Below are 14054 nucleotides of genomic sequence, written 5' to 3'. Positions count from 1 at the left end.
CTACCGCACCCGTCGTTCGTCCGCTCATCCATTCGTTAGTCGGTCACCTTCCCTCTTCCCGACTTCACCACGCTGCGGCGCGACTTGTGCTCGAGCCGCCGCTCCTTCGACGCACGCGTCGGACGCGTGGCGACCCGCGCGCGCGGCGTGAATGCAACGCCGCTGATCAACGCATCGAGTCGCGCCAGCGCGGCTTCGCGATTCTTCTCCTGGGTGCGATATTCCTGCGACTTGATCACGACGATGCCGTCACGCGTGATGCGCTGGTCGGACAGTGCAAGGAGCCGCTCCTTGATGACGGGCGGCAACGACGACGCGCGGATATCGAAGCGCAGGTGGATCGCGCTCGACACCTTGTTCACGTTCTGCCCGCCCGCGCCCTGCGCGCGCACGGCCGTCCATTCGACTTCGGCCGGATCGAGCGTATAGCGGATCATCATCGCGCAACCTCCTTGCGGCGCCGTGCCAGCGCCTCGTCGACGCGTGCCGCGAGCCCAGAATCGCGCTGCGTACGCGTCGCGACCGCCTGCGCGAGCACGCGCCGCGGCCCGATCACCTGCACGCGCGTGCGGGCACGCGTGACGGCCGTATAGACGAGCTCGCGCGTGAGCACGCGGCCGAACGACGCCGGCAGCACGAGCGCGGCTTCGTCGAATTCCGAGCCCTGCGACTTGTGGACCGTCAGCGCGAACGCGGTTTCGTGCGGCGGCAGCGCGGCCGGCGACACCGCGCGCGCGGTGCCGTCCGCGCGCCTGAACCACACGCGCAGCACGCCGTGCGCGTCGGGCAGCGCAATGCCGATATCGCCGTTGAACAGCCCGAGCGCATAGTCGTTGCGCGTCACCATGATCGGCCGCCCCGTGAACCAGTGCGCGCCGACCGCCAGCGGCACCCGCGCCGCGTGGCGCACGTGCGCGGCCACGAGCGCATTGACGTGCTCCGCGCCGCGCAAGCCGCTACGGGTCGCGCACAGGATCCGGAACCGGTTGAGCGCGTCGAACAGCGGCAGCGGATCGGGCGCCGGCGCGGCCAGCGTGTCGCGCAACGCGTCGAGGTAAGCGCCGAAGCGCCGCGCGAGCCGCTCGACCGTCGACGACGCGAGCGACTCGCCCGCATCGTCGTGGAATGACGCGGCGGCCGAATCGTCGGCGGGCAGCGCGTCGAGCGCGGCCTGCACGTCGCCGCTGCGGATCGCGAGCGACAGCCGCCCGATCGGTGAATCGAGACCGAAGCGGTAATTGCGTTCGAGCCAGACCACGCAGTCGGCGAGCGGTGCGGGTGCGGGTGCAGGTGCGGGCGTGGCGGGCGCGGCGGCGGGTTCGCCCGGCAATATCGATGTGATCGACGCAAGCGCCGCGTCGCCCGCGTCGAACGGCGGCAGCTCGACGGCGTCGAGCCACGCAAGTTCGTCGACCTCGATCCACGCGGGGGCGTCGCCTGCCGCGCCAGCCTCACCCGGCTCACGGGTTTCGGTCAGCGCCGGACCTGCGGCCGGCGGCGGCGCGACGCTGGACGGCGAACTGTCGTCATCCTGCGGTTCGTCGTCGAAAAGCGATGCCTGTCGCTCATCGACTTTCCGTCGCGACGCTGGTTTGCGCGTAGCGGCCGCGGCAGGCGCCGGCGCCTCGACCGCGACGGAAGCCGGATGCGCAGCGGGAGCGGCGGCGGTCGCGGCGTCGTCCCGCACCGGCAGCGCCGCGACGAATGCCGCCTCGTCGATGCCGAGCGCCTGCGCGATGCGCGTGCGCGCCGCGACGGTAAACGCCGGCCGCGCGCTCAACTCTGCAAACACGGCACCCGCCTCGACCGCGGCCAGTTGGTCCTTGTCCCCGAGCAGCACGAGCCGCGCGCCCGGCGCGAGCGCATCGAGCAGATGCGCGGCGAGCGCGACGTCGATCATCGACGCCTCGTCGACGACGATCAGGTCGTACGGCAGCGGATTGTCGCGATGATGCCGGAACCCGGCCGCCCCGCCGCCGCCGAGCAACCGGTGCAGCGTGTATGACGTATCCGGCAGGCGCGCCGCGAGTTCGGGCGGCAGGTCGCCGGCCCGTGCATGCAGCGCTTCCTGCATCCGCTGCGCGGCCTTGCCGGTCGGCGCGGCCAGCGCGACGCGCAGCCCCGGATGCGCGTCGAGCAGACAGGCCAGCACGCCGACGACGGTCGTGGTCTTGCCCGTGCCCGGGCCGCCGCTGACGATCGTCACGCGGCCCGTCAGCGCGACGATCGCCGCGACGCGCTGCCAGTCGACTTCGCCGGTTGCCGGCCCGAAGTAACGCGCGAGGCTGTCGCGCAACCGGTCGGGCGCTAGACCTTCGTCCGGCGCGGCCACACCGGCTTGCGCGACGAGCGCATCGGCAAGCCGCCGTTCGTAGTCGAAATAGCGCGACAGGTACAGGTGATCGTGGCGGTCGACGATCAGCGGCCGCTCGTCGCCGCGTGCGAGCGTGCCGAACGCGACCACGCCGCTCGCGGCAAGCGCCGCACGGACTTCGTCGAGCGGGGCTTCGTAGCGCTGCGCGAGCGCGCCGAGCGCGACGCACACGTGGCCGCCCGCGGTCGCGCGACTCGTCGCGAACGCGGCACGCGCCGCCCAGCGCGCGACCGCGGCCGGCGCACCGGCGCGACGAGCCAGATCGCCGATGCGGCGCGCAAACCCTTCCGCGAGCGCGATGCCGAAATCGGCGGGTTCGGGCAGCCGCGCGACGAGGCCGCCGGTAAATTCGAGCGTGTCGTCCTGCGCGTTCATGCGCGGCCCCCTTCCATCATCCGGTCGAGTGCGTCGACGAGCGCACGCTCGGGCCGCCGCGCATGCACGCCGGCCGGTTCGCCGCCGCTGCGCCAGCCGGGCCGTACACCGCGCACGAACAGGTACAGGTAGCCCGCGATATGCGTGTCGTAGTCATAGTCGGGCAGCCGGCCGCGCAGGTAGCGATGCAGCGCGACCGTATAGAGCAGCGCCTGCAGGTGATACGCGTGATCGGCCATCGCGACGTCGAGCGCGCGCGGGCCATAGGCGTCCGGCGTCGTGCCGAGATGGTTCGACTTCCAGTCGACGATCCAGAAGCGGCCGTCGTGTTCGACGATCATGTCGATGAAACCCTTGATGAAACCGGCGAGCATGCCCGCCTCCAGTGCAACGTCCGGGTAGCCGTGCGCGACCAGCAGCCGGCGCAGCGCCATCAGGTCGAGCGCGGGCGCCGGGAACAGGAAACCCATTTCGTCGAGCCGCTTCGCGGGATCGAGATCGGCGAGCCGCATGCCCGGCACGAGCTCGGTGTGCACGACATCGTCGACCAGCTGCACCATCATCGCCGGCAGGCGCGCGGCCAGCTCGGGCACAGCCTCGACCGGCCGGTCGTGCAGCGCGCCGAGCGCGGCCCTGGGCCACGACTCGGGCTCGGTGAAGCGGCTGAGCTCGAACAGGCGGTGCAGGCACTCGCCGGCCGCCGCGCCGCGCGGGAACACGAGGATATCGTCGTCCGGCGGCTCGGGCGCAACCGGATCGGCCAAGAGCCATTCGCCATCCGGCGCCACCGCGGCCAGTGCATCGTGATCGGGCCGCAGCTCGTCATCGGGCACGGCCGCGACACCCGCCTCCTCACGCGCCATCGACGCGGTCAGCGAACTGAAGCTGGCCATCCGCCACGCATCGCGCAGCACGCGCGTCGCATGGCGCGCCGCGAGCGTCTGCGATGCGTCGTGCCCGGCCGCGAGACGTTCGGGTCGCACGGGCGCCGGTAGCGGCGCGACGCTCACGGGGCCACCCGCGAGCGCCTTCCACGCTGTATCGAGCGCAGCCTCGTCGGGCGGCTCGTCGAGCCACGCATCGAATGACTGGCCGGCGCCCGCGACGAGCCAGTTGAGCACGCTGCGCCGTGATTCACGCGTCGAGCGCGACGACAGGTACGGCCCGGCGACGACATAGCAGCGATAAACCGCGCGCGTGAGCGCCACGTAGACGAGCCGCGCGCGTTCCGCCGCCTGCTCGCGCAGCGCCTGCCGCGCCGCATGCTCGGCCGCCTCGTCGTCGCAGCCGTAATGCAGCACCGCGTCGCCCGCCTCGTCGTGATACTCGCGCGCATCGGGCAATGCGGACGCGGGCGGCTCGCGCAACGCGCCGTCGTTCAGGAACGGACAGAACACGATCGCGTATTCGAGGCCTTTCGACTTGTGCACGGTGACGATCTGCACGAGGTTGCGATCGGATTCGAGCCGCAGCTGCGCTTCCTCGCCGCCGCCGTCGAGCCGTTGCGCGGCGAGCCAGCGCAGCGTCGGCGCGATGCCCGGCTGCGCGGACGCGCGTGCCTGCGTCAGTTCGGCCAGATGGTTGATGTCGGTCACGCGGCGCTCGCCGTCCGCGCCGGCCATCAGGCGCTCGGCTATCCGCAGCTCCCGCGTGAACGTGCGCCACATCACCGCGAAGCCGCGTTCGCGCCACAACAGCCGATACCGCGAGAAGCGCTCGACCCAGCTCATCGCGTCGGCGCTGTCCGCCGCCGATGCTTCCCGTTGCGCGTCGCCGTCGCCCTGCTCCATCCGCCACAGCGCACCGGCATCGAGGCCGAACCAGTCGGATGCGAGCGCCGCGCGCAAGCGCCGCAGGTCGCCCGGTGCATCGATCGCCGCCAGCACGCGCTCGAGCTGCTCGGCGTCGCCGGTCGAGAACACCGAAGCCTGCGCCAGTTCGACGCTACCGATGCCCCACGTCGACAGCACGCGCTTCACGAGACTGCCCTGCCGGTGCGTCTGCACGAGCACCGCGATGTCGCCCGGCGACAGCGGTGTCTCGCCGAGCCGCACGCGCCCTTCGCGCGCGCCGCGCATCAGCCGCGCGATCTCGGCGGCGCAGGCCTGAGCGGCCTGTGCCTGTGCATCACGCTTGAGCAACGTGCCTTCGCCGCCTGGCAACGCCCACACCCGGAAGTCGCCTGCCGGGCCCGGATCGGTTGCGTCGACGAACGGCGCGCGCACGCGCGTGCCGGCACGCACCGCGTAGTAGTCGAGCCCGTCGAGCACGAACGCGCGCGGATTCGACATGAAGAAGCGGTTGCATGCATCGACGATCGCGGGCGTCGAACGTTGGTTGACCGCGAGCGTGTAGCACGCGCTCGCCCGTGCGCGCGCGGCGAGATAGGTATGCAGATCGGCCGCGCGGAAGCTGTAGATCGCCTGCTTCGGATCGCCGACCAGAAACAGCGGGCCGCCCGGCGCAAAGATCCGGTCGAAGATCGCGAACTGCAGCGGGTCGGTATCCTGGAACTCGTCGATCAGCGCGGCCGGATAGCGCGCGCGCAGCGTTTCGGCAAGCCACGGATGCGCATGCAGCGCGTGGTACAGGTTCGCGAGCAGATCGTCGAACGAGACGACGCGCCGCGTGCGCTTGCGCTCGGCCAGCTCGCCCGGCGCCATGTCGAGCCATTCGGCGATCAGCGCGAGCCAGCGCGCGCGCTGCGCGGCCTCGGCCGCGGCCACGGCCGCTTCGAGCGCGTCGGCCACGTCGAAGAATGCGTGTTCGGGCGTCGCGCCGCCTTTTTTCGTGGCTTTCACGAGCGCGGTGTGCGTGAGCTTCAGCGCAGCCTTCGGCAGCGCAGCCGTCGCGTCGCCCTGCGCGAAATGCGCGGTCCATGCGGCCAGCGCATCGGCCACGGCCTCGGGTTTGTGCGAGCGCTGGTTGAGCGCGGACTGCGCGGTGCGCAGCAACGCATCGATCGCGTCGCGCTCGGCCGCCCACATCCGCTCGGCCTCGGCGAAGCATTCGGCGGCCGCCGCCTCGGCCGATTCGTCCGGCTCGGTCACGCCGTCCCAGCGCAGCGCGGCGAGCGGCTTCTTCAGCCGGCGCGCGAGCTGCGCATCGAGCGCGGCCGGGCCGGCGCCCGATTCGACGAGCCAGGTCGCGAAGCCCGGCCAGCGCGCGGCTGCCGGCTCGACGCGCGTGCGCCAGAAATCCGCTGCCAGTTCGAAGCGCAGCGACGCATCGTCGGCCTCCATGTCGAACGCGAAGGGCATCGCCGCCGCGAACGGCGCTTCCTGCAGCGCGCGCTGGCAGAACGCATGGATCGTATGGATCGCGGCCTGGTCGAACGCGCGCAGCGCACGCCGGATCCGCTTCGCGGCCGTTTCGGGATCGAGCGCACCGTCTTCGCCGAGCGTGGTTTCCAGCAGACGCTCGATGAACGGATCGCCGCCGTCGTCACCCGTGTCGAGCGCATGCGCGAGCTGCGCGAGGCGACCGCGAATCCGTTCGTGCAGTTCGGCGGTCGCCGCTTTCGTGAAGGTCACGACGAGGATTTCATCCGCACCGAGATCCTTCTCCAGCAGCAGGCGCACATACAGTGCGCAGATGTTCCAGGTCTTGCCGGTGCCGGCCGACGCCTCGATCTGGTTGACACCGTCGAGCGGGCACGCGAACACGTCGAGTTCGAGCGCCTGCTGCGGCTGCGACACGGCGCTCATGCGACCTCCTTCAGATGTGCGACGAGCGGATCGAACACGAGCCGCGCGAGGGTGCCGAACGGCTCGTCGAGCGATGCATGCGCACCGCGCCACGCGATCGCGATGGCCGGATCGTCGGCCTCGCTCACGACCCGTTCGTTGATCCAGACGCTCGCGGCCTTCGCCTCGCCGTCGGACACCCTCGCCCACGCGCTGCGCGGAAAAAACCGCAGCGGCATGCGCCGCCCCGCGCGAAACAGCGCGGCCAGCGGCGCGAGCTGCTCGAGCGGCGCCGCGACGGGCGTCAGCTCGAATGCACCGCCGCTGCCGAACCACAGCGTGCGGCGCGGGCCACCGGGCTCCACCGCGCAGTAGACAAGATGCGCGAGCCACGCGGACAGGTAGTCGCGCGCACTCGGCCGTGCATAGCGATAGATGATCTGCCCGGCCGGCGTGAGCCGGTTCAGCGTGCCGTGCAGGTCGAGCGGCGCGCTCACCGCGTCGCCCGACAGCCGCGCGTCGTCGGCGCCGAACAGCGCCTGTTCGGTGTCCGGCCAGGCCGGCACGACGGTGAGCGTGAACGGCCGCCGCTCCATCCCGTCGGCCAGCGCGCGGCGCACGTTCGACGCAAGCTGCGTCATCGATCCGAGCGCCTGGTCGCGCCACACGGCGCCGGTCGCGCCGCCCGGCAGTTCGGGGCTCGCGTCCGCAATGCGCAGCGCGTGATCGTGCACGCCGCCCTCGTCCGACTCGATCAGCAACGGCAGCACGCGCTCGGCGAGTGCATCGCTGCCGGCGAAGTCGAGCGCGAACGGCTCGGTGTCGAGCAGTTCGGCCTGCGCGTCGGCGAGCACGATGCCGAGCCGCGCGCGCAGCAGCGCACGCGCGGGATGGCGCCAGAAGCGTTCGAATTCGCTGAATGCGACAGGCTCGACCGGTTCGGCCGGCAGCGGCTGCGCGAAGAACGGCAACTCGCGCGGCCCGTCGCGCGACGCCTCGGCGGCCAGCAGCGACGCGAGCGTCGCACGCTCGGCGTCAAAGGAAACGAGTTCGCTGCCGGGCTGGAAATAGGCGGCCGCGAACGGTTGCAGCGGATGCTCGACGACGAATGCACGCCGCGCGGCATCGACCGCGTCCGGCGCCGCGTCGGGCCCGGCCGTGACGAGCGCGAGATGGTCGAGCAGTTCGTCGACGAGTGCCGCGGGCGGCAACGGCGCGTTGTCGCGAATGCTGCGGCCCGTGTAGGCAATCATCAACCGGTCGCGCGCGGCGAGCAGCAGGTCGAGAAACAGGTTGCGCTCGTCGTCGCGGCGCTGGCGGTCGCCCAGCTTCGGCAACACGGCCATCAGGTCGAATTCGTCGGCGCGCGCGAGGCTCGGCAGCACGCCATCGTCCATCCCGAGCAGGCAGACGACGCGATACGGCAGGCCGCGCAGGCTCGTCAGCGACGAGAACGTGACGCCGCCCCACGGCACGCCGCCGCGCGCCGGATCGTCGAGCGCGGCGGCCAGCCCCGCCCGGACGACCGCCGCCGGCAACGCTTCGTCCGGCGCGCCCTCCGTCATCGCGGCCAGCATCGCGTCGAGCGCGTCGCGCACGCCCGCGAGCGCGTCCGCATACGCGGCGCCCGAATCGAAAAACCGCGCGAGCGTATCGGCGAACAGCTCGCTCCAGCCTTGCGGCGTATGCGATTCGGCCAGCCGCCGCGAGAAGCCGTCGAGATCGTCGGTGAAGCGTGCGAGCCGGCCGAGCAGTTCGGCCTCGCTGCCGGTGGCCGCCTCGATCGGCAGCCACGCGCCGACCGGCGCCGCGCCCTCAGGCATCGCATAACCGAGAAAGAGCCGCGCGAGCGCATCGGAGAACGTATGGCGCGGCGACGGCACGGCTGCATCGTCGCTCGCGAGCGGCGACAGCCCGCGCCGCGCGCCGGCGGCCGCGAGCCAGGTCTGCACCGTCTCCAGCGCCGCCGCATCGATACCGTAGCGCGCCGCCACCGCGTCGACGCGCAGCCATTCGACCAGTTCGGGCGCACCGACCTGCCGCTCCGGCAACGCGAGCCAGTCGAGCAGCACGCGCGCGACCGGGTTCGCCTGCGACGGCGGCAGGCCGGTGATCCGGTAAGGCACACGCGAGCCGCCGGCGCCGGCCGTGCCGAACACCGCGTCGATCAGCGGCCCGGCCGCGGCGAGATCGGCCACCGCGACGAGCACGTCGGACGGCTGCAGGCTCGCGTCGGCGTCGAACCACGCGAGCAGCCGGTCGTGCAGCACCTCGAGCTGGCGCGCGAGGCTGTGGCACACGTGCACCTCGATCCCGCGCTCGGCCGGCGTGTCGCCGATTTCGGCCTCCGGCTGCAGTTCGAGGATCGCGTTCTGCACGCGCGCAAGCCACGTCGGCGCGGGATTCTCGACGAAACGCGACGCGTCGCCCGACGCGGCGCTTTCAGTCAGCTCGTGCAGCATGTGCAGCTGCGCCTGGGTCTGCCTGCCCCATTCGGCGAGCAGCGGATGGCCGACTTCCTGGTAATCGAGCCGCCCGGCCGCATCGAGCGCCTCGGCATGCGCGGCAGTCACGATGTCGAACCAGAATTCGCGGCACGGGTTCAGCGCATAGACGCGCACGTCGATCCAGCGCGACAGCTCGCGCAGCAACGCGACGTGCAGCGGCGGCATCGTCGGCAGCGCGAACACGCTGACCGATTCCGGCCAGTCCGCGCGCGCGATGGCTTGCGGATCGAGATGGCGCGCCTCGACGAGGAAACGGTGCGCCGGCGGCGTGCCGCTGTCGCTCAGCTCGGCGAGCAGCGCGCGCCACAGCGCGGCCTGCCAGCGTTCGTCGTCGCGTGCGGCGTCGCTGATCCCGCGCGGCGCGCCGTCGCCCGCGAGCACGGACTCGCCGGCCTGCCATGCGGCCAGCCATTCGGGACGATAGGTCAGGTAATGATCGAGCACGGCCGCGACGCGGTGTGCCAGCTCGTAGCGCATCGCATCGTCGGACGCGGACAGATACGCGGCCAGCCGCGGCGACGCGAGCCACGGCGCGCCGTCGGCCGCCTGCGCGAACAGCCGGTAGCAGCGCCACACGAGGCGATCGGGTGCGAACGGCGAACGCGCGGGAACCGTCAGCACGCGGCCGATCTGCGCCCACAGCCATTGCGCGAGATACGTGAACTCGACGTTCGCGCACACGCCGTTGCGCGCGGCGATGTCGAGCTCGAGACGGCGGCGCAGCGCCGCGCTCGGCACGATGACCTGTTGCGGCGCCCACGGGCCATTGCGGGCCGGGAACGCGGCCAGATCCTCGAGCAGCGCATCGGCCAGCGTTTCGTGACGGTTCGAATAGAAGAGATGGAGCATGAAGCAGGCGTCGGAACCTCGCGCCGGCCGGGCCGGGCGAACAGGATCACCAAGGATAGCAAATGGGCCGCCGTCGCGAACCTCGTCCGGAAGGCCAGGTTTTACGGATCGCGAAATACGATAGACTCGTCGCCAGTCAAGATGCCGCCCCCGGGCGTCTTCGTCTGCTATTCAGCCCATCGATGCGCTATTCGGTCGAAATCAGAAAGTTTTTCTACAGCCAGTACTTTTTCGGCGGCCTGCGGATCGCGGTCGGCGTTTCGCTGCCGGCCGTGCTGTGCCTGATCGTGTTTCACAACCGGGAGCTCGGCTTCACGATCTCGACGGGCGCGCTCGGCGCCTGCGTCGTCGACATGCCGGGCCCGCTCAAGTACAAGCACAACGAAATGCTCGCTTGCAGCGTGATCGGTTTTCTGGCCGCGCTCGCCACCGGCCTCGCGACACCGAACATCTTCGTGCTGTGGCTCACCATCGTGCCGCTCACCTTCGTGCTGTCGCTGATCGTCGTCTACGGCAACCGCTGGCCGCAGATCAGCTTCGCGACGCTGTTCATGATGGTGATGACGCTCGAGGAGAAGTTCACGCCGCTGCAGGCGTTCATCAACGCCGGCTGGATTCTCGCGGGCGGGCTCTGGTACACGTACTGGGCCACGCTCGTGTCGCAATGGCAGGCGCGCCGGATCGAGCAGCAGGCGCTTGCCGAGAGCCTGTTCGCGTGCGCCGACTACCTGCTCGCGCGCGCGCAGTTCTACGATCTCGATGCCGATCTCGACGAGTGCTACCGCAATCTCGTCGCGAAGCAGATCACGGCGGTCGAAACGCAGGAAACCGCGCGCGACATCGTGCTGCGCAACCTGCCGAAGCTGCGGCGCGGCAAGCTCGACCCCGGCCGCACGACGATGTACAACCTGTTCATCAACAGCGTCGACCTGCACGAGCTGTTCGTCGGCGCCCACACCGATTACCCGCTGGTGCGCAATACGTTCGGCGGCTCCGACCTGATCATTTTCTACCGCGACCTGATCCGCAAGGCGGCTGCCGATCTCGAGGAAATCGGCCTCGCGGTGCTCGAGAACCGCGCACCGCATTCGCGGATCAGCGTGAAGGCCGAGCTGCGCGCGATCGAGTATGAGATCGAGCTGATGCGCAAGAAGAACTTCCCGGCCACCAATGCGGAAGCGTATGCGGCCGTGCTGGCCACGTTCCGGCGCATCTGGAGCGCGACGCGCCTGATCGACCGGATGCGCCGCAACCTGTCGGGCCACGCCGATCCGCAGCAAACCGAACTGAAGATCGACAAGGCGCTCACGCGCTTCCTGCAGCGCCGCCGGATGTCGCCGCTCCTGATCTTCTCGAACCTGAACATGCGCTCGCCGAGCTTCCGCCACGCGCTGCGCGTGACGATCGCGGTGGCGGTCGGGTTCTGGCTCGGCCGGCTGCTGCCGCTCACGAATGCGTACTGGATCGTGATGACGACCATCATCATCCTGAAGCCCGGCTACTCGCTCACCAAGCAGCGCAACGCGGCGCGTATCGTCGGTACGCTGATCGGCTGCGCGGCGAGCGTCGCGCTGATCTACACGGTCAAGGATACGCACCTGCTGATCGCGATCATGTTCGGGTCGATGGTGATGAGCTACAGCCTGCTGCTGTTCAACTACGCGGCGAGCGTCGTGTTCACGTCGTCGTACGTGCTGCTGATGTTCCACCTGCTCGCGCCGGGCAGCATGCGGATCATCGGCGAGCGCGCGATCGACACGGTGGTCGGCTGCATGATCGCGATCGCCGCGAGCCGGCTGTTCCCGTACTGGGAATACCGGCTGATGGGCAAGCAGGTCGCCGACATGCTCACCGCCACCCGCAAGTATTTCGAAGCCGTGTGGCGCGCCGGGCGCGGCATGTCGCCGCCGCCGGTGCCGGCCGCCGACGGCGCGGCCGTCGTGCCGGTCGTCGCCGCGGCCATCGAGACACCGTCCACGGCCCTCGACGACGACTACCGCTACCGCCTCGCGCGCAAGGACGTGCACATCGCGTTCGCGAATCTCGGGCAGGCGTTCCAGCGGATGATGATCGAGCCGAAGGCGCACCAGCGCTTCGTGCCCGAACTGAACGACCTGCTCGTGCAGACGCACGTGCTCGGCGCGCAGATCACGGCCGCCGCGCCGCTGATCCGCACGGCCTGCGCGGCCGACGGCAGCATCCTCCACGATGACGCGCTGCATCGCGGCCTCGCCGCCGTGCTCGACAATCTCGAGAAGGCCGAAGCGGGCGAGCCGCCGCCCGCCGACCAGCTCGACGCGTCGAAGCAGATCACGCGCGACCTCGACGCGATGGTCGTGTCCGCGGAGCAATCCGATGCGGTGGGGGCCGAGCTCACGCACGACCTGAAGGTGCTCGCGCACCAGTGCAAGCAGATGCTCGCGTCGTCGCTGCTGATCCGCAAGGATGCGAGCGTGATCCGCCTGCCCGCCTGACCCAGGCTTGACCCCGCCGGTGGCCGGCCCGCGCCTGCCGCGGATCGGCCCCGGCGCCCCCCGATTCAGCGATCCCCGAAGCATGACCCGCCCGTTCCACGCGGCCCGCGCCCTCGTAGCGCGACCGCCCCGCCCCGCATTGCGCCCGTCGCGCCAGTCAGGGAATACCCGATTCCGGTCACCCGGCCCGGCTTGTTATCATTTGTTCACATTTAAGTTGTCTATACAACTTGAGCCAATCGGACCGGCTCCGCTCGCCCGGTCCGTCGCATAACGATATCGGAGACACGATGAAAAACTTGCAGCGCCACCTGAGCGCGCGGCACATCCGCTTTCTCGCGCTGGGTTCGGCGATCGGCACGGGCCTGTTCTACGGGTCGGCGTCCGCGATCCAGCTCGCGGGCCCGGCCGTGATCCTGGCGTACATCCTGGGCGGCGCGGCCGTCTACATGGTGATGCGCGCGCTCGGCGAGATGGCCGTGCGCGAACCCGTCGCCGGCTCGTTCGGCCACTACGCGACCGAGAACCTCGGCCCGTTCGCCGGGTTCGTCACCGGCTGGACCTACACGCTCGAAATGGTGATCGTCGCGATCGCCGACATCACCGCGTTCGGCATCTACATGGGCTTCTGGTTTCCGGATGTCCCGCAATGGATCTGGGTGCTCGGCGTGGTCGCGATCATCTGCGGGCTGAACCTGTGCCACGTGAAGGTGTTCGGCGAGCTCGAGTTCTGGCTGTCGATCATCAAGGTCGGCGCGATCGTCGCGATGATCGGCGGCGGCGTCGCGATCCTGCTGACCGGCATGCACTTCGGCCATTCGGCCGACGTGCCGACGTTCGCGAACCTGTGGAACCATGGCGGCTTCCTGCCGAACGGCGTCGGCGGGCTGATCGCGTCGCTGTCGGTCGTGATCTTCGCGTACGGCGGGATCGAGGTGATCGGCATGAGCGCCGGCGAGGCGAAGGATCCGGAGCGCGTGATTCCGCGCGCGATCAACGCGGTGCCCGCGCGCATCCTGCTGTTCTACGTGCTGACGATGGTCGTGCTGATGTCGATCAGCCCGTGGACGGGTGTCGGCAACGACGGCAGCCCGTTCGTGCAGATCTTCTCGGCGCTCGGCGTGAAGTCGGCCGCAACCATCCTCAACCTGGTGGTGATCAGCGCGGCGATCTCCGCGATCAACAGCGACATCTTCGGCGCGGGCCGGATGATGTTCGGCATGGCGCGCCAGGGCCAGGCGCCGGCCGTGCTGATGACGACGTCGCGGCACGGTGTGCCGTGGGTCACGGTGCTCGTGATGGCGGTCGCGCTGCTCGTCGGCGTGCTGCTCAATTACCTGATGCCGAAGGACGTGTTCCTGATGGTCGCCGCGATCGCGACGTTCGCCACCGTGTGGGTGTGGCTGATGATCCTGCTGTCGCAGGTCGCGATGCGCCGCCGGCTGTCGAGCGCCGAAGTCGCGGCGCTGAAGTTCAAGGTGCCGTTGTGGCCGGTCGCGCCGGCACTGACGATCGCGTTCATGGGCTTCGTGATCGTGATGCTCGGCTGGTTCGAGGACACGCGCGTCGCGCTGGTCGTCGGCGCGGCCTGGCTCGCGCTGCTCGCGGTCGTGTTCTACGCACGGATCCGCCCGAAATTCGCCGCTGCGTCACGTTGACGCACGACTGACCTGCCTACGCGGCGCGCCGGTTCCGGCGCCCGCTTCTCTCCCGGCTCCGCGCGGCATCCCGCGCGCCAGCAGCCGGGGATTCCTCCCCTTCGCATGCACCTGCGTGCGCGGCCCGCCGG

6 protein-coding genes are annotated in these 14054 nt (G+C 70.3%); 2 read left to right on the top strand and 4 right to left on the bottom strand.

All coding sequences use genetic code 11. The features are described 5' to 3' along the window. Positions 1 to 35 precede the first annotated feature (35 nt). From arfB to recC, 4 genes are read right to left on the bottom strand one after another with little or no spacing between them, the layout of a single operon-like run. The gene (gene arfB, locus CFB45_RS06230) at positions 36 to 440 is read right to left on the bottom strand and encodes an alternative ribosome rescue aminoacyl-tRNA hydrolase ArfB (RefSeq protein ID WP_011351491.1); all 405 of its coding nucleotides are present in this window, start codon (positions 438 to 440) and stop codon (positions 36 to 38) included. Next, on the bottom strand, positions 437 to 2749 hold the full coding sequence (locus CFB45_RS06225; RefSeq protein WP_089424919.1) for an AAA family ATPase: 2313 nt from the start codon (positions 2747 to 2749) through the stop codon (positions 437 to 439). Before CFB45_RS06225 ends, arfB begins: the two co-directional genes overlap by 4 nt. Further along, complete coding sequence (gene recB, locus CFB45_RS06220; protein WP_089424918.1) at positions 2746 to 6456, bottom strand: exodeoxyribonuclease V subunit beta; 3711 nt, start codon at positions 6454 to 6456, stop codon at positions 2746 to 2748. The genes CFB45_RS06225 and recB overlap by 4 nt, the downstream gene beginning before the upstream one ends. Next, the gene (recC, locus tag CFB45_RS06215; protein ID WP_089424917.1) at positions 6453 to 9791 is read right to left on the bottom strand and encodes an exodeoxyribonuclease V subunit gamma; all 3339 of its coding nucleotides are present in this window, start codon (positions 9789 to 9791) and stop codon (positions 6453 to 6455) included. Before recC ends, recB begins: the two co-directional genes overlap by 4 nt. Before the next feature lie 182 nt (positions 9792 to 9973). Here recC and CFB45_RS06210 point away from each other — a divergent pair, with 182 nt between their 5' ends. Then, the gene (locus CFB45_RS06210; protein WP_089424916.1) at positions 9974 to 12265 is read left to right on the top strand and encodes an FUSC family protein; all 2292 of its coding nucleotides are present in this window, start codon (positions 9974 to 9976) and stop codon (positions 12263 to 12265) included. Between the two features lie 290 nt (positions 12266 to 12555). Beyond that, positions 12556 to 13923, top strand: a complete 1368-nt coding sequence (locus CFB45_RS06205; RefSeq protein WP_089424915.1) for an amino acid permease — start codon at positions 12556 to 12558, stop codon at positions 13921 to 13923. Positions 13924 to 14054 lie beyond the last annotated feature (131 nt).

The sequence above is a fragment of the Burkholderia sp. HI2500 genome (genome assembly GCF_002223055.1).
Lineage (GTDB): Bacteria > Pseudomonadota > Gammaproteobacteria > Burkholderiales > Burkholderiaceae > Burkholderia.
Note: the sequence above shows the minus strand (reverse complement) of the source record. Positions and strands in the feature narration are given on the sequence as shown.

Excerpts from the sequence above, each read along its gene's own strand:
- recC (WP_089424917.1), bottom strand. The coding sequence starts at position 9,791 with ATGCTCCATCTCTTCTATTCGAACCGTCACGAAACGCTGGCCGATGCG.
- CFB45_RS06205 (WP_089424915.1), top strand. The coding sequence starts at position 12,556 with ATGAAAAACTTGCAGCGCCACCTGAGCGCGCGGCACATCCGCTTTCTC.
- CFB45_RS06210 (WP_089424916.1), top strand. The coding sequence starts at position 9,974 with ATGCGCTATTCGGTCGAAATCAGAAAGTTTTTCTACAGCCAGTACTTT.
- CFB45_RS06225 (WP_089424919.1), bottom strand. The coding sequence starts at position 2,749 with ATGAACGCGCAGGACGACACGCTCGAATTTACCGGCGGCCTCGTCGCG.
- recB (WP_089424918.1), bottom strand. The coding sequence starts at position 6,456 with ATGAGCGCCGTGTCGCAGCCGCAGCAGGCGCTCGAACTCGACGTGTTC.
- arfB (WP_011351491.1), bottom strand. The coding sequence starts at position 440 with ATGATGATCCGCTATACGCTCGATCCGGCCGAAGTCGAATGGACGGCC.